The 15,202-nt window shown below is 64.1% G+C and carries 16 protein-coding genes; 3 read left to right on the top strand and 13 right to left on the bottom strand.

Annotation, left to right across the window (positions count from 1 at the left end):
* Window positions 1-29 precede the first annotated feature (29 nt).
* The gene (locus ACMGER_RS00830) at window positions 30-413 is read right to left on the bottom strand and encodes a hypothetical protein (protein ID WP_436810232.1); all 384 of its coding nucleotides are present in this window, start codon (window positions 411-413) and stop codon (window positions 30-32) included.
* 408 nt (window positions 414-821) lie between these two features.
* On the opposite strand from ACMGER_RS00830, the gene ACMGER_RS00825 reads away from it, so the two are divergent.
* Window positions 822-1,559, top strand: a complete 738-nt coding sequence (locus ACMGER_RS00825) for an SDR family NAD(P)-dependent oxidoreductase (RefSeq protein ID WP_436810231.1) — start codon at window positions 822-824, stop codon at window positions 1,557-1,559.
* Window positions 1,560-1,856: 297 nt separating this feature from the next.
* Here ACMGER_RS00825 and ACMGER_RS00820 read toward each other — a convergent pair whose 3' ends face one another.
* The gene (locus ACMGER_RS00820) at window positions 1,857-2,786 is read right to left on the bottom strand and encodes a LysR family transcriptional regulator (protein WP_436810230.1); all 930 of its coding nucleotides are present in this window, start codon (window positions 2,784-2,786) and stop codon (window positions 1,857-1,859) included.
* A 100-nt stretch (window positions 2,787-2,886) separates the two neighbouring features.
* On the opposite strand from ACMGER_RS00820, the gene ACMGER_RS00815 reads away from it, so the two are divergent.
* Window positions 2,887-3,498: an NADPH-dependent F420 reductase gene (locus ACMGER_RS00815; protein WP_436810229.1), complete on the top strand. Its 612-nt coding sequence runs from the start codon at window positions 2,887-2,889 to the stop codon at window positions 3,496-3,498.
* Window positions 3,499-3,689: 191 nt separating this feature from the next.
* On the opposite strand, the gene ACMGER_RS00810 is transcribed toward ACMGER_RS00815, so the two are convergent.
* The 5 genes from ACMGER_RS00810 to ACMGER_RS00790 all read right to left on the bottom strand — a co-directional run bounded on the left by ACMGER_RS00810 (window position 3,690) and on the right by ACMGER_RS00790 (window position 9,059).
* Window positions 3,690-4,814: a Gfo/Idh/MocA family protein gene (locus tag ACMGER_RS00810; protein WP_436810228.1), complete on the bottom strand. Its 1,125-nt coding sequence runs from the start codon at window positions 4,812-4,814 to the stop codon at window positions 3,690-3,692.
* A gap of 162 nt (window positions 4,815-4,976) precedes the next feature.
* The gene (locus ACMGER_RS00805) at window positions 4,977-5,699 is read right to left on the bottom strand and encodes an alpha/beta fold hydrolase (protein WP_436810227.1); all 723 of its coding nucleotides are present in this window, start codon (window positions 5,697-5,699) and stop codon (window positions 4,977-4,979) included.
* 136 nt (window positions 5,700-5,835) lie between these two features.
* Window positions 5,836-6,852 carry an aldo/keto reductase gene (locus ACMGER_RS00800; protein WP_436810226.1) on the bottom strand — a complete coding sequence of 339 codons (1,017 nt, stop codon included), beginning with the start codon at window positions 6,850-6,852 and terminating at the stop codon, window positions 5,836-5,838.
* 16 nt (window positions 6,853-6,868) lie between these two features.
* A complete protein-coding gene (locus ACMGER_RS00795; protein WP_436810225.1) occupies window positions 6,869-8,017 on the bottom strand; it encodes a Gfo/Idh/MocA family protein in 1,149 nt (382 codons plus the stop codon).
* 85 nt (window positions 8,018-8,102) lie between these two features.
* On the bottom strand, window positions 8,103-9,059 hold the full coding sequence (locus ACMGER_RS00790; protein ID WP_436810224.1) for a LysR family transcriptional regulator: 957 nt from the start codon (window positions 9,057-9,059) through the stop codon (window positions 8,103-8,105).
* A 312-nt stretch (window positions 9,060-9,371) separates the two neighbouring features.
* Between ACMGER_RS00790 and ACMGER_RS00785 the strand changes: the two genes are divergently transcribed.
* Window positions 9,372-10,052, top strand: coding sequence for a CPBP family intramembrane glutamic endopeptidase (locus ACMGER_RS00785; RefSeq protein ID WP_436810223.1), 681 nt, complete (start codon window positions 9,372-9,374; stop codon window positions 10,050-10,052).
* A 116-nt stretch (window positions 10,053-10,168) separates the two neighbouring features.
* Here ACMGER_RS00785 and ACMGER_RS00780 read toward each other — a convergent pair whose 3' ends face one another.
* From ACMGER_RS00780 to ACMGER_RS00755, 6 genes are all read right to left on the bottom strand, one after another.
* Window positions 10,169-10,510, bottom strand: a complete 342-nt coding sequence (locus ACMGER_RS00780; RefSeq protein ID WP_436810222.1) for a hypothetical protein — start codon at window positions 10,508-10,510, stop codon at window positions 10,169-10,171.
* Between the two features lie 135 nt (window positions 10,511-10,645).
* Window positions 10,646-11,962 (bottom strand): sensor histidine kinase, encoded by a 1,317-nt coding sequence (locus ACMGER_RS00775; protein ID WP_436810221.1) that lies wholly within the window; start codon window positions 11,960-11,962, stop codon window positions 10,646-10,648.
* A complete protein-coding gene (locus ACMGER_RS00770) occupies window positions 11,959-12,633 on the bottom strand; it encodes a response regulator transcription factor (RefSeq protein ID WP_436810220.1) in 675 nt (224 codons plus the stop codon). The genes ACMGER_RS00775 and ACMGER_RS00770 overlap by 4 nt, the downstream gene beginning before the upstream one ends.
* Before the next feature lie 24 nt (window positions 12,634-12,657).
* On the bottom strand, window positions 12,658-12,978 hold the full coding sequence (locus ACMGER_RS00765) for an MFS transporter (RefSeq protein WP_436810219.1): 321 nt from the start codon (window positions 12,976-12,978) through the stop codon (window positions 12,658-12,660).
* A 2-nt stretch (window positions 12,979-12,980) separates the two neighbouring features.
* A complete protein-coding gene (locus tag ACMGER_RS00760; RefSeq protein WP_436810218.1) occupies window positions 12,981-13,289 on the bottom strand; it encodes a hypothetical protein in 309 nt (102 codons plus the stop codon).
* A 427-nt stretch (window positions 13,290-13,716) separates the two neighbouring features.
* Window positions 13,717-15,189, bottom strand: a complete 1,473-nt coding sequence (locus ACMGER_RS00755; protein WP_436810217.1) for an aldehyde dehydrogenase family protein — start codon at window positions 15,187-15,189, stop codon at window positions 13,717-13,719.
* Window positions 15,190-15,202: the final 13 nt, after the last annotated feature.

The raw sequence follows: 15,202 nt of genomic DNA, 5'->3' as shown, positions 1-15,202 counted from the left end.
GGTCCGACCGCTTTCAGGAGAAGGGTGCATTAGCCGCCGTTGCGCGGCGGCGCGCCTGGCAGCGCGCGCTCCCTCTCAGCCAGGTCGCCCCTCACCCATGTGGCGACGGCGTCAATGAACAACCGCTCCGGGTCGCTGCGGTTCGCCTCCACATGGATGAGCGCACTCTCCACGACAAGCGTCCGGCTGCGGTCGGCCCGGTCGCGAACGGAATGCGCCAGCTCGGACAGCGACAGATAACGCTCATCCGCTGGCCGGGAAAACCATTCCGACGAAACGCGGCCGATCCGCTGGCCGCGGCCGACATCGACCTTGTAGCCACCGCTGGAGTCGCGGCGGGCATCAAGACTGAAACCTGGGTCATGGGACCAATCTCCATGACGGGCGCCGGAGACCTCTTCTCCAACCTTCAACCTGTCACGGAAAAATTCCTCCGCACTCTCGCTCTCGGGGGGCGTTGCGGGGTCTCCCCGCAGAAGGGGTCGGCCGAGACCGTGGGCTCGGCCGCAGGGGAAGGCTTTCCCCTCTCGTGATGTCGGTGAGCGCCGGTTGGCCCGCTTTAATCCCGAAGGCTGCCAAGGACCCCGGCCATTGAAGGCGATAGATGCAGCGCAGTGGGAGCCTGCTCAGCGAGCGATGCGGGAGCATCGCTCCTACTCATTGCAAACGATCCGTTGAAGATAAATCAACTGATTTCCCGCTTATTGTGAAGCGGCATCCCCTCCATCTTCAGGGTGCGGCGCCAACATCGATCGCGTGATGAACGGCGAACATCGCCATGCAGCGCACCCGTCGCGCAAACACTGAGGAAGGAATATTTGATGACTGAGCTGACTGGAAAACGCGCACTTGTGACCGGAGGGTCACGCGGGATTGGTGCGGCCATTGCGGTTGCGCTGGCGGAAAAAGGCGCAGACGTTGCCATCACCTACGCGCATTCCGCCGGCCGTGCGGCAGAGGTGGTGGAATTGATAAAGAGGAAGGGCCGTGCCGCCGTTGCAATCCAAGCCGATAGCGCAGATCCGATTGCAATCAAGCGCTCGGTGGACGAGGCAGTGAAAGCCCTTGGGGGTCTTGATATCCTCGTCAACAACGCCGCGATCGCTACCTACAAGGACGTTGCGGACTTCACAGTCGACGAGATCGACGCGCTCTTTGCCGTCAATGCGCGGTCTCCGATCCTGGCATCTCAGGCGGTCATGCCCCACCTCACTGCCGGGGGGCGCGTAATCACGATCGGGTCCGCCGGCGCCGAACGAATTGTTGGGCCATCGACGGTTTACTCGATGACGAAATCCGCCCTCCAATCATTTACGCGGGGTTTGGCGCGCGAACTGGGTCCTCGTGATATCACCGTCAATCTGGTGCAGCCTGGTTCAACGAACACGGAAATGAACCCCGCCGAAGGCGAGTTCGGTGATTTCCAGCGGGCGTTGATCCCACTGGGGCGGTATGGCGAGCCGGAGGACGTGGCAGCTGCGGTCGCATTTCTCGCGTCGAATGCCGCGCGCCAGATCACGGGCACCATCCTGACGGTTGATGGAGGTACGCTTACCTAAAACCTGGCCCATTACAGGGAGGGGCTGCGATCGTTCTATCGCGAAACTGGGTGAGATTCCCGGCGCTCGCAGCCACCTCGGTCAAAATCTCCTGTGGTCCGCCCAAAGGCTGATGCCAAAGTATGATCCCGGGCACCCGACGAGCTATGGGCTAACAGAACCCGCGCATATATCCCTATGGGGCACCTCGCTCCGCTCCGGCGGCATCGGACCTTTCAACGCCTGATTGGAAGGAGGCAATGCAGGTGCCCATCATTTTTTCTGAGACAATCGTCAGGGGGGATGGATTGCGCCGGCTTATTTGAGGCTTCCAGCGAACCGTGCGCTGATGCGCTCTCGACGAAAGTGCTCCGTGTAGAAGTCGATGAATGCTCTGGTCTTGAGCGGTTGTAAGGAGCGACCTGAGTAGTAGAGCGATATCGATCCCGCATCGGCATACCATTTCGGTAGGATGCGTTTCAGCGCGCCGCTCTCCAAATGCGGAAGCGCGTCCGGCATAGCCACCATTGCGATACCAAGCCCCGCAAGGGCCGCTTGGATCATGGGGGCGGAATCGCTCATAACGATTGTCTCCTTCAACAGCGCGCGCTCCTCATCACCCTGAGCATTCCGCATCATCCATTGTCGGATACGGCCCGATGTCGAGAAGCGCATGAGAATCCCATCGTATTCAGCGAGATCGGCCGGGCTCGTCGGTAGAGCTTTTCTGCCGAAATAGCTCGGCGCGCAGACGGCGACGACGTGAACGGGCGCTAGTGCCTTGGCGACAATTCCGGGATTTAGATCAAAGCCTCCGCCGATCGCGACGTCGAAGCCCTCCGCAACCAAGTCGACCTGGCGGCTGTCGAAATGCCAATCGGGCCGGATGCCCGGATACCTGCTGAGAAATTCTGGCAGCGCGGGAAGGACGTAGCCCATGGCGAAGGAGAGGCTCATGCTCACTTTCAGGACGCCGACTGGCTCGCCCTTGATCTGCGAGGCGCCGTCGATCGCGCTTTGAAGATCGGCAAGGCTGTCGCCGATGCTTTGCAAGAAGGCTTCACCCTCTTCCGTCAGGGCCAACTTGCGTGTCGAGCGATGGAATAGCCGCACGCCCAGATTTCGTTCGAGCATGCCGACGTTCCGGCTGATTGCCGCCGGCGTGAGGGAAAGTCGGCGAGCCGCGCCTGAGAAGCTGTTTGCCTCCGCGCTACGGACGAACGCTTCCAAGTTGGCGAGTGTCTCCATGTGAATCAACCTTCAAGCAAGAATTGAAACTCAAACAATCCATCTACGACTTTTGATATGCCTATCTGCGGTCCATTTTCTGGTCAACGGAACCACGTGGTTGAAGGACTGGCTCGTGACGATTGGTATTATCGGCGCAGGCAACATCGGCGGTGCGTTCGCGAAGGCGTTAGGCAAGGCGGGCATCGAGGCTGTCATCGCGAACAGCCGCGGACCTGACAGCATTGCGGAGCTCGTCTCCACGTTCGGAGGGCCAATTCGGGCTGGGACGGTCAAGGAAGCGGCAGCACAGGACATCGTTCTTGTGGCTGTCCAGTGGTCGAAAATTCCCGGCGCGCTCGCGGATCTGGATTTCGGCGGCAAGGTCGTGATCGATGCCAATAACCCCATTGAGGCGCCGCTCTATCGCCCGATCGATCTGGGTGGCCGCATCTCGTCGGATGTATTTGCGGACCTCGTTCCCGGTGCGCGGGTCGTGAAGGCGTTCAACCATCTTACCCCGGCCCAATTGTCGGGCGATCCGCAATCGGAAGGCGGCAAGCGCGTCCTCTTTTATTCGGGTGACGATCGGCGGGCCAAGGCAGAGGTCGCCGCCATGATCGACCAGATCGGCTTTTTCGGCATCGATCTCGGCTCGATTTCAATCGGCGGTCAACTCGTACAATTCCCCGGTGGCCCCCTGCCGGCGCTGAATCTCGTCAAGTTCGGCTGACTCGCCTTCTGACCAAGACCTTCATCAAGGATGCGCAGTAGCATCTCACGAAGCGCTTTCCCTTTCGAAGACTTTACCGCGAAAGCCGGCCAGCTGCTTACACGGTCGCTCAGCCTTTCGGTCGGGCGCGTAGAGATAGGCGACGGCGGGGCGGATCAGGGCGCTTCCCGGGTTTCAGGGATCGGAGTTGACTACGCCGAGGGGGACAGATGCTGGCGATGACCCGTTTCAGCGGCATGTGTGATCGCCTCGAGCACCCGGTGACGATCGAGCGCGACCGCGAAGTCCGGCGCATCTGCGGTTCCGTCGCGGAGGTCGGCGGCGAGCTGGGCGTAGAGGCGGGCGACACCCGCCGCGGGCGCGTCGAGTTGCAGGTCGGGAGCCGCATATGCGGGTGGGACCTGTAGCCGCTGGACAGGCTCGCTGCCGCTGCGCAACGTGATATTGACATCGCCGAAGTGGATGTAGCCCGACGCCGTCTCCACGTGGAGGCTGCCTTCGGTGCCCTGGATCTCCCACACCATCGCCGAGCCGGCGGGCTGGCTGGCACTGTAGTGCAGCGAAGTGACAATCCCGCCTTCGAGAACGCCGGCGACGACGATCTCGTCCGGTGCGTCCTTCGGGAGGGACGTGCCATCCGAGAGGCGGACGCCGTCGCCGCGCTGATTGGCGACGATGGCGGACAGGCTCTTGAATGCGCCGAGTACGTGCGCGAGCGGTTGGAGCGCGTGGCCGAGCATGATGCTTTGAAGCGTGGCGCCATTCTCTGCGCGAGCCATGTACTCGAACGGCGGGTCATATCGGCCGACCCACATGTCTTCGTTCAGATGCGCTCGGATGCTCGTGCTGAGCGGCATGCCGATCACGCCCTGCTGAATGAGGTCGCGAAGGTAGCGGATCGGCGGGTGCAGGCCGCCCTGCAACCCAATAACCGTCTTCAGCCGACGTTCGCGGGCAAACCCCTCCAGAGCTTCGGCTTCCGATAGGTTTCGCGCGAGCGGCCATTCGCAATAGACCATCTTGCCCGCGGCGAGCGCGTCAGAAACGATCTGCTTGTGATCCGGCACCTTGACCGCAACCACCACCAAGTCGACCTCCGGCCGCAGGACCAGCGCCTGATGTGTGTCAAAGGCGAGATCGGCGCCCAGTCGGCTAGCGGTTGCGTTCGCACTCTCCATACGGGTCGTGCTGACGGCGCGGATCTGGAACGCCTCGAGCGCCCGCAGCGCCGGGACGTGAGCAGTTCCGCCCCAGCCTCGATCGGCGCTGGCGCCGACGATGCCGACGCCGATCCGGGTGTTTGCTGAATTGGTCATGTAGGCGCGCTCCTGTCTGGTGCAGCCCAGGCAATGCTCGCCCGTGCTGCTTCACCATGGTTCGTTTCCGGACGAGTGCTGGGGCGCATAGCGAGTGACCAAGCATTGCCGTTCGCGTTGCGGCTGCGTGGGTTTGAGCCCAAGTGACGCAAGCGCAGGGAGTTAAACGTGAGCCCAATGGGCCTCGAGTTCGCGCGCGACATCGGCCGGACGCTCGATCATCGGCCAATGCGAGGCGCGCAGCTTCACGACGGCGCGTGCGTGTGTGGCATTGCCCAGCTCATCGGCGAAGCGGTGCGGCAGAAACGGATCGTCCAGGCCCCAGATCACCAGCGCTGGCGCGGTCATGCTGCTCAAACCCGGTTTCCACTCCGCACCGACCTCGATTGCGGAGCGGTAAAGTGCGAGAATACTTGCCCGCATAGTGGCATCGAGATGCCGAACCGATTCATCCGCCGCATCTTTCGGCATCTGTGCCTCGACGAGTTTCGCCGCAAATTCCTCGAGGTCGAGATCCTTCATCCATTGCTCGCCCTCACCTGGCGTCTGCCAGATCTTGGCGAGATAGTGCCACGGATATTCCGGATCGATCGGACCGCTGATGCCGGTCCAGGTCCGCACCAGATCCGGTCGGATCGACGCGAGGCGACCCGTGAGCAGGCAGCCCCAGTCATGACCGACGAGATCTACGGGTTCGCCGATCTCAGCGATCCGGTTGATGAGCCACTCGAGATACTCTTCCTTTGTTGACCTGAAGTCCGACGGCAACGGATTGCCAAAGCCGGGGAGATCGACCGTGATAATGTCATTGCGCTCAAGATGAGAGCGGACGGTGTCCCAGAGCCGGTGGGTGTCGGGTACGCCGTGGACGAGGACTGCAGGCATGTCGCTATCTCCTGATGATTGTTATCAGGAGAATAGGGAGGTGGGAGCGTTGCGGAAGCCGGCGTTGGAGAAACCCGGCGTTGCCATTAGTGGAACCCTCGCCGCCGTGCGCTCTGTGCGAACGCTGGCAACTAGACTACATATCTTGCTCTGCCGCCCGGTTCAGCAGCCAGCCCGGATACTCTATCGGAAGGCGGCTGGCTGCGCCCAGGCGGCGCATGGCGTCCGTATCGAGATCGACCTCCGCTGCCTGTAGATTCTCGTGCAACTGCTCGACGCGCTTTGCCCCTATGATGACGGTGGACACCACGGGCTGTTCTAGCAGCCATGCTATAGCGATCTGCGCGAGCCGGCGGCCATGCTTGATCGCGACTTCCTTCAACACGCCGATCAGCGGTTCTCCACGGACGCGATCGATCGGTGGAAAGTCGAGCGTGGTCTGGCGCGCCGCCTCAAGATTGCCGCCATCGGCATATTTGCCGCTGAGATAACCACCGGCAAGCGGGCTCCAGACCATCATGCCGACCTGTTCGGCGGTCAGCAGCGGCACGATCTCGCGCTCCACGTCCCGGCCGACGAGCGTGTAATAGGCCTGGAGCGAGGTGATCGGCGCCAGGTTACGCACCCGCGCGATGCCGATCGCCTTCATGATCTGCCAGGCAGCCCAGTTCGAAAGCCCGATGTATCGAACGTCACCGGCACGCACGAGTGTGTCGAGCGCCTCCAGCGTCTCCTCGATCGGAGTCGCGGGATCGAAGGCGTGAACCTGGTAGAGGTCGATATGGTCGAGCGCTAACCGGCGCAGGCTGGCATGGCATTCGCTCAGGATGTGTCGGCGCGATGCGCCGCCCTGGTTCGGCCCTTCGCCCATCGACGAGGCAACCTTCGTGGCAACGATCACGTGATCCCGGGCGACGCCGATGTTCCTCAGCGAGCGGCCGAGAATCTCCTCGCTCCGGCCGTGCGCGTAGACATTCGCCGTGTCGAACAGGTTCACGCCCGCGTCGAGCGCAGCGCCGACCAGCGCATCGGCATCCTCCTGTCCCAGTTTGCCGACCTGTCCCCACAGGCCGTCCGTGCCGCCGAAGGTCATCGCACCAAAGCAAAGTTCGGACACGAACAATCCACTGCTGCCAAGTTTGCGCAAGCGCATGACATGCCTCCTCGGATCAGATTGACTGCCGCTCGCCCGATTGCGCCGCACGCTCGACGGCAGCGACGAGGCGGCTGTTATGGAGCGCGTGGTCGAAGCCGGGCGTGTGGTAAGTGCCTGCCACCAGATCGCGCGCGAGCGAGGCATAGAGCTCGCCGACATTGATCGCCGCGCCGGCCCAGAAGGCGGCCGCGGTAGGGCCGACGCCGGTTGCGATCGGCGCGTCGGGAGCGGCAAAATCGACGGAGGCCGTCAGGCGGAGATCGCCGACCTGCACGCCTGCGAGGTGGTCGCCGGTCAGCGTCAGGCGTCCTTCCGTGCCGCGGATGTCCAAGCGGAACCGCGCTTCGTCGGCGGGCACGCCGGCCAGCACCTGGACCGATACCGAGGTGCCTGTCGCCGTCGCGGCGATCAGGTCCAGATGGTCCGGGATCTCGCGAGTGGAAGTTTCGCCGGTGTCGACCACCTCGATCTGCGGCCAGTGCAACGCGGTGCGCGCATCCACCTGCGTGATGTCGCCCAGCACGGTTTCGATCACGTCGAGGACGTGGCCGACGGTGATCGTCATGAAGCTGGCGCCGCTCGCGGCCTTGTTGAAATAGTCGTAGTTGCTCGTCACTTGCGGTCCATAGCCGAACGTCGTCGCATCGACGCGCGCCGACAACAGGCGGCCGAGCTTGCCCGAGGCGACCAGTTCGGCCGCGCGGCGGACCGCGGGATTGTGCCGGCCTTGCAATCCGATCGCGGTGTGAAGAGATCTGCCCGCTGCCGCCATCGCCTCGGTTTCTGCGAGCGTCACTCCTAGGGGAGACTCTGCGTAGACCGCCTTGCCCGCAGCCAGCGCAGCCATCACCAGATCGTGGTGCGCCGGCACCTTCACGGCGACGGTGACGACGTCGATCCCCTCGTCCTCGATGAGCTTGAAAGGGTCGGCATACCAGCGTTCGGCACCGAACGCCTCGGCGGCTGCCTTGGCGCTTTCCTCGCGACGTGTGGCAACGCCAGCGAGGACGAGCGAGGGTTGCGCCGCGAGGGCAGGAATGTGGGATGCGCCCGCCCAGCTTGCCTGTGTGTCCGCGCCGATAATGCCGACCCGAAACTTACCGTCCGTCATGATGATGATGCTCCAGCCATTGGCGCATGAAGTCGCGCCGTTGCCGGACATTTAGGTGACAGGGATGATCAATCTAAATCGATATCCAGTATGCATCATCATCCACCGCATGGATGGTGGCGCCGCTTGCGCCCAATCAATAATATTGCTGTCGGAGATCCGCACAGACCTGCTCCGAGCTCTGCCAAACCTGGGGAAAAGCGCCGGACAGGCAGGCGCGGAACCAACGCTGGGCGGGGTGTTGGTCGTTCCGGCGGTGCCAGTTGAGGACGAAGGGTACGGGGTTCAGGCGCAGCGGGAAGTCGCTGACATTCAGCTGCTCTGCGCAGCCCGACCGTCGCACGACACTTTCAAGAACCGTGGCGACCATGTCGGAGGCGGCGACCAGTGCGGGCGCGCTCGCCATATGCTGTATGGTCAGCGCCACCCGACGCTTCAAACCCTTGCTGGCGAGCGCCGCGTCGGCCACGTCCAGCCCTTCGTTCTCCGGCGAGACGAGGATGTGCGGGAGCGACAGGAAACGTTCGAGGTCGGGTGCCCGGTTCGCGGCGGGATGGTCCCTCCGCAGGATACAGACGAACCGTTCCTGAAACAGGCGGGCGGACAAGATACGCCCCCAATCGACGGGCGGCAGGCCGACCGCCACGTCGACCTCGCCGGCATCGAGCATCCGCGTTGCCTCGTCCCGCGTTGCATAGTCGCGGACGCGGAGGTCGATGAGCGGCGCACGGGCCGCGAGAATCTGCAGCAGCCGCGGCAACACGACGCTCTCGGCGTGGCCCGACAAGCCGAGCGAGAAAGTCATCGACGCCGCGCTCGGCTCGAACGCCTGCGTGAAGACCAGCGTGCGCTGGATATCGCGTAGCGCGCGCGAAATCGGTTCCGCCAGCTCGAGCGCACGCGGCGTAGGTTGCAGGCCTTTGGGTCCCCGGACGAACAGTTCGTCCCGAAGCAGATCGCGCAGGCGACCCAACGCCGCGCTCATCGCCGGCTGGGTGCGGCCAATTCGCAGGCCGGCGCGCGTGACGTTTCGTTCGGCAATCAACGCGTCGAATGCCACCAGCAAGTTCAGGTCGATGCCATGCAAGTCCATCACGCGACCCTATCGTCGCAGAAGCCAACGCCGGCAAGCGACCGCCGCACCGCCCCAAGACCTAGAGTGAGATCGCGGCGACCGAGCGTAAGATTTAACATGCGTCCATCTCCATATCTTCGTCAGGCGCCCGCGCATCCGGACCGATCGACTGCACCGCTTTCGCTACCCCCACATCGAGCCAGCGGATGCGGGAGGCGCAAGCTGATTGAAGTGTGTCGCTCGGGGTCAGGCTCACGCAACGTTTGGCAGGAAGAGAATCGCTGCCAGGACGGCCGTAGGGCTGCTTCTGAATCAAACTGGAGAAAAACGATGGTGTCCATCAGCCCGCCGCAGCCGGCATGGCCCGAGGTCCTCACCGGCCTTTCGACGTTCGCCGTGCTCATGCTTGTTTTTGCGCTTGGATTTAGCTTGCTCCCGGCCGATCAACCAGTTCTCCAGGGTGTCGTAGGATCCACTGCCGGGGGCATCGCCGGCACCGGGGCCTTTGCGGCAGCAACCGCCATCCGGATACGCGCGCTGCGCCCGTTTGGCTTTCGGCCGGTGCCGTCACGATGGCTGCTGATCGCTGCGATGCTGGGCGTAGCTGCCTACGGTATCACCTACCTCATTCAGACCATCCACGGAATGTGGTTCGGGCATGGCGATCCGCAATCGATCCTCCATGCAGCCGCCCGTGGCGGTGTAATCCCCTTCCTGGCATCGCTCGCCGGCGGGGCGGTTCTCACGCCGTTCGGAGAAGAGGTGCTCTTCCGCGGCGTTGTCGCCAACGCATGGCGCCGTTACGGTGCTTGGGCATCGGTCGGCGCCAGTTCCGTGGTGTTCGGCATCGCACACGGCATCAGCATCATCCTGCCGATTGCGATCATGGTAGGCATCTTCAGCGCGGTCATGTTCCATCGCACCGGGTCCATCTGGCCGTGCGTCGTCCTTCATGGCGTCTACAACGGCGCGAACAGTGTCGCATCTGCTCTCCACGTGACGCCGATGTGACGTCCGGCCGCGCATCACCGCCCGTTAGATCGGGCAGTGATGGCCGATCGCCGCCCGCAGTTCGGCTGAACACAAAGAAAGGGGCGGCGACCAATGACGTATCACCGTGTTGAGGCTTAGCGCCGACACTCCCGGCGATCCGGGTTCCGGTCACAACGTTGCCGGCGAGCGCGCTCCGCCATGATCTGGCCGTCCTTCGCGATCTGCGAGGTAAGCGCCATCTTCTCTAGCGTATCGCGTTCCTTGAAGTCGCGCCGGCGTTGCTGGTCGAGCATGCACTCGCTGTAGGCACGCGTGCCGTAGCTGTTGCCGAAGCCGGCGCAGGTGCGTGCATCGTCACGTTGCTGCCGGCGGCTCTGCGCGTTCGCCTCGGCACCGGCCATGCCAATCGTGACGACGGCAACCGCACAAACCGACAGCAGCGCCGGGCGGATGCGGGTAAAACCGTAGCGGATCATATCGTGTCTTCCTTTCCCCGACCAAGCGGGATTTCCTGCGGGGCCGGCGCATCGCCTGAGCCCATGGAGCGCTGAATCGCCGCCGAAGATTGCGTGAACATGGCCCCGGCACCGAAGGCGAACCCATCCGAGCACTCAACAACTGCGCAATTCGACCCGCGCGATCGTGCCGCGGTGATCCCCGGCCAGGATGGTGGCGCGGCCGCCGTGCCGCTCCACAACCTGTTGGACCAGATTGAGGCCCAGTCCGCTTCCCGTGGAGCGTGGACGCAGGCGGTGGAATGGCTCGAAGACACGCTCGCGTTCTTCCGGTGGGATGCCGGGACCGTCGTCCTCCACTTCAAACGCTGCACCTGCGACCCGCACGAGGATGTGGTGCCCGCCATGTTCGACCGCGTTCTGGATCAGGTTCGTCACCACCCGCTCGAGTGCGGCGGCGTCGCCGCGGCAACACGCGCCCTGCTGCACCTCCACCTCGATCGTTCGCCCGGCGGCGATCAGCAGCGGCACGAGTTCGGCGACGACCCCTCGCACCAGCGCGCCGAGATCCAATTTCTCATCATGCCGGTCAGTGTCGAGCCGCTGGATGTCGAGCAGCTGCTCCGCCAGCGTCGCCAACCGCTGCACATCGCCGCCCAGGTTGCGCACCGCTGCGCTGGAGTCGACTTCGACCTTGGTTGCGAGGATGGCGATCGGCGTCCTCAATTCGTGCGCCGCAGACGCGATGAAGCGGCGCTGCCGCTCATAGCCTTCGTCCAGACGGCGCAGCGCATCGTTCACGGCGCTGACCAGTGGTACGATCTCCTTAGGAACGTGCGTCTCGTTCAGCCGCCGCCCGCGCCGGTGGGCGTCGATTTGCTCGGCTTCCTGGGCGATGCGGGAAACGCCGGCCAGCGACCGGCGGACGATCCACGGCGTCACGATCAGCGAGGTCAGTACCAGCAGCAGGAAGGTTGGGGCTACCATGAGGTTGGACCCCATCAGGACGATGAAGCCCAGCTCCGTCAGCTTGCCGTGTGCCAGGATGGTGAGCGGTCCTGCGGGGCCGGTCTCGCGCCGGACGACGGCCGCAAGGTCATAGGGTGCACGCCGGTCGCGAAGTTGCGCGTAGGACAGGTCCGCAAGCCGGCCCGCGAACGCGCGATAGGGTTCGGGCACCTGCCCGAGGGATACGCCACGGCCCGCATCGTCCTCGACGACGAACCACAGATCGGCTGTCTCGGCGCGCAACGCCATCAGCTGCGGCGTTTGTCGGATCGTTAGGCTGCCATCGTCATGGCGGATGACGGCGGCTGCGATGACGCGCGTGATTTGCTCGTCCGCATACGGGCCGCCGCTGTCGACGCGCACCGCCACCGATATCAGGACGGTGAACGCCACGAGCAGCATCAATAGATTGAACAGCAACGGGAAGACGATCAGCGGCCGTTTGAGCGAGCGATATCGGATCACGGGGCCTCGCGCAGCAGGTAGCCGATGCCGCGAATCGCATGGATTTCGACGCCCGCATCCGCCTCGGCCAACTTACGGCGCAGGCGGGAAACATGAGAGTCTAGCGCGTTGGACTGCACCTCGTCGTCGAAGCCGTAGACCGCCTGTTCCAAGGTCTCCCGTAGCACCGTCCGCCCCCGCCGCCGGATCAGCGTCTCCAGCACGCGCAGTTCGCGGCGCGGCAGATCGAGCCGCAGGTCACCGACCGATATGTTGTCGTTGGAGACGTCATATATCAGAGAGCCGGCGTGGATCTGCTCGTCCGCCAGCTCGACGGGGCGTCGGCGTACCGCACGGATACGCGCCAGCATCTCGTCGATCGAAAACGGCTTGATGAGGTAGTCGTCAGCGCCTTCGTCCAGTCCGGCGATCCGGTCGGCGATTTCGCCGCGCGCACTTAGCACGATGATCGAAAGGCCGGGCCGGCTGGCACGCAATTGCGGCACGATCGAAAGTCCGTCGCCGTCCGGCAAGGTCCGGTCCAGAAGCACCAGGTCGAAAGCGTTCATCCGCGCTCCCTCCACCGCATCTGCCAGCCGGTCGAGATGATCCACAACGAACCGTTCCCGCTCAAGCGCGGTGCGGAGAGCACCGGCAAGTTCTGGCTCGTCCTCAATCAGGAGTATTCTCATGATGGCTTCGTCCTTTGCATGCCGTCAGACGGTGTCCTCCTCGAGGGTGTGGGACGTCTCAAGCGCACGGCCGTTTACGAGCATGAAGATGCCGCCGACGAGTGTAGCGGCGGCTGCGAAGGCGACCGGACCGCTCGGTTCAACGGTGTCGATCAAAATACCGCCGACGAGCGCGCCGCCGGCGATGGCGATCTGAAACGCACTCGCGAGCAGGGCGCCTGCCGGCTCCGCGATGTCGGATGCGACGCGGGCATTCCAGAGCGACGCTGCGACGGGTACGCCACCAAAGGCGAAGCCCCACAACGCCGTCGCCGCTAAGGCGCCGCCGGTCGAGCGGCCGAACATGATCAGAATGGTCCCAGCGAGGGTGGTGAGGAGGAGCGGCGGTCGAGCGTGCCCATACCGGTCACAATGATCGGACCCGAGATGGCCGCGACGAGCCCCGTCGTCGTCACCGCCTGTCCGACCGCCCCCTTGGACGCGCCCAAATCGTTCGCCATGGGCGTCAGGATACTCACAGGCAGAAGTTCCGCCGTCACTAGTCCGAATACGCCGAAGGCGAGCGAGAAGATCGCCAGCCAAGCTGCGTTCGGCTGCTGCTGACGGATCGCCTGGTGAGCCCCCGTGTCACACGCGAGGAGAGGTTCTCCGGTCAACGTGCGTACTCCCCACCGAGGACTGTGTGCGTACGCCAAATGGACGACAGTGTAGGAGCCTGGACCGATCGCAGCGTGGTCGTTCGCACGGGATGGCGCGAATAGACGGGCGAGCAGTTGCTTTGATCAAGGCAGCGGATCGCAATGTCGATTACGGCTGCCGCATCCGCCGGTGTCATCCCGTCGTTCACGAGCGACGACAGACCGAGCCTGAGAGTGTCCGCCCACATGGCGAGTCCTACGACATCTGCAAGCCCAGGCAATTCTTCCGCGAGCATCGCATCGCGCAAACGGGCCTCCAACCGCGTCCGAGCGGGAAGACCATCTGCGGACGCAGGCCCGCTGTGGTCATCGATTAGATCGAGGAGGAAAGTCCTGACATAATCCCGGACCTGCACCGGCGTCGCTGCCCGGCAACCGGGGGATGTCATTGGGTGGCTCCGGTCATGGTTGTTTGCCCGGGGCGCAGCGCGATATGCTTGTACTCGACAAAATCCTCGATCGCCGCGACGCCGTTCAGCCTGCCGAGACCCGAAAGCTTGAACCCGCCTTCTTCCGTGCTGTCATAGACCTTGGCCCAGTCGTTGACGAAAACGCTGCCCACCTCCAGCGCCTGCGCGACGCGCAGCGCACGGTCGAGGTCGCGAGTCCAGACGCTGGCGGACAACCCGAATTCGCTGTCGTTGGCGAGTGCGACTGCCTGTGTTTCGTCGCTGAAGCGCTGGATGGTGATGACCGGTCCGAACGTTTCCTCCTGCACGATCGCGAGCCGGTTGTTGTCGACCTCGAGCATCGCAGGTCGGAAGAACGCCCCCGCGGCGAGGGGGCCGTCGGTTACGGGGCCGCCGCGCACGATCGTCCTTGCGCCGGCCGCGATCGCGTCTGTCACGACCTTGTCGACCCGTGCGACATTGGCCTTGTCGATCAGCGGTCCCATGTCGCTCGCAGGATCGGCTGCCGGACCGACCCTGACGTTACGCAGCCGATCGGCGAGGCGGTCGCGCACGCCCTCGTAGAGGTTGTCCTGCACCAGGAGGCGCGATCCGGTCATGCAGAACTGACCGGCGAACACCGTCAGCGCCTTTTCGAGGACGGGGATCATGGATGCGACATCGGCGTCGTCGAACACCATCATCGGCGCCTTTCCGCCGAGTTCGAGGCCGAAGCGCTTCATTCGCCGCGCCCCGACCGCGCCGATCGCCGCGCCGGTCCTCGTGCTGCCGGTGAAGCTGATCGTTGGCACACCCTCGCTCTCGACGAGGTGCGCGGCGCCCTCCGAGCCGCTCTCGGCAAAGATGTTGACGACGCCTGCGGGCAGGTCGGGCGCTTCGGCAAGTATCTCGGACATCACAGAGGCGACCTGCGCCGCCTGACCCGGCAACTTGACGACCACCGTACAACCGGCGGCCAGCGCCGGTGCGAACGACCGGACTGCGAGGATGACCGGGGAGTTCCAAGGTACGATGACTCCCGCCACCCCTATCGGTTGGCGGAGCACGATCGAGATGCTTCCCGGCCGTGGCTGCAGGGCGCGCCCAGCCTCGGTACGGGCCATTGCCGCCCAGTAGCGCAGCTTGCTTGGCGAACCGTTGGCTTCGAGCGCTGCCTCGCTCCCGATCTTGCCGTTCTCGAGCGAGAGGACGGCGATCAGCCGCTCGCGATGGCGTTCCATCGCGTCCGCCATCTGGTCGAGCACTCGGGCGCGCAACTCGGCATCATGCGCCCATGGCGTCCGGCGGAATGCCGTCGCGGCCGCGTTGACCGCATCGCGCGCGGCGGTAGCCCCGTCGTCGGCATAGCTGCCGATGGTCTCGTAGGTCGCCGGGTTGATCGACGGGGAGAGCGCCATAGGCGCGGCGAAGGCGCCGTTGATCCAGTTTCGGGCCGGAGAGTTCGTCATCGCATCGTCCTTT

Source organism: Sphingomonas astragali, assembly GCF_051400615.1.
GTDB lineage: Bacteria > Pseudomonadota > Alphaproteobacteria > Sphingomonadales > Sphingomonadaceae > Sphingomonas.
The sequence above is the reverse complement of the archived record's forward strand: the minus strand, read 5'-3'. Positions and strand labels throughout refer to the sequence as shown.

Excerpts from the sequence above, each read along its gene's own strand:
- ACMGER_RS00825 (WP_436810231.1), top strand. The coding sequence starts at position 822 with ATGACTGAGCTGACTGGAAAACGCGCACTTGTGACCGGAGGGTCACGC.
- ACMGER_RS00820 (WP_436810230.1), bottom strand. The coding sequence starts at position 2,786 with ATGGAGACACTCGCCAACTTGGAAGCGTTCGTCCGTAGCGCGGAGGCA.
- ACMGER_RS00810 (WP_436810228.1), bottom strand. The coding sequence starts at position 4,814 with ATGACCAATTCAGCAAACACCCGGATCGGCGTCGGCATCGTCGGCGCC.
- ACMGER_RS00805 (WP_436810227.1), bottom strand. The coding sequence starts at position 5,699 with ATGCCTGCAGTCCTCGTCCACGGCGTACCCGACACCCACCGGCTCTGG.
- ACMGER_RS00800 (WP_436810226.1), bottom strand. The coding sequence starts at position 6,852 with ATGCGCTTGCGCAAACTTGGCAGCAGTGGATTGTTCGTGTCCGAACTT.
- ACMGER_RS00795 (WP_436810225.1), bottom strand. The coding sequence starts at position 8,017 with ATGTCCGGCAACGGCGCGACTTCATGCGCCAATGGCTGGAGCATCATC.
- ACMGER_RS00790 (WP_436810224.1), bottom strand. The coding sequence starts at position 9,059 with ATGGACTTGCATGGCATCGACCTGAACTTGCTGGTGGCATTCGACGCG.
- ACMGER_RS00785 (WP_436810223.1), top strand. The coding sequence starts at position 9,372 with ATGGTGTCCATCAGCCCGCCGCAGCCGGCATGGCCCGAGGTCCTCACC.
- ACMGER_RS00780 (WP_436810222.1), bottom strand. The coding sequence starts at position 10,510 with ATGATCCGCTACGGTTTTACCCGCATCCGCCCGGCGCTGCTGTCGGTT.
- ACMGER_RS00770 (WP_436810220.1), bottom strand. The coding sequence starts at position 12,633 with ATGAGAATACTCCTGATTGAGGACGAGCCAGAACTTGCCGGTGCTCTC.
- ACMGER_RS00765 (WP_436810219.1), bottom strand. The coding sequence starts at position 12,978 with ATGTTCGGCCGCTCGACCGGCGGCGCCTTAGCGGCGACGGCGTTGTGG.
- ACMGER_RS00755 (WP_436810217.1), bottom strand. The coding sequence starts at position 15,189 with ATGACGAACTCTCCGGCCCGAAACTGGATCAACGGCGCCTTCGCCGCG.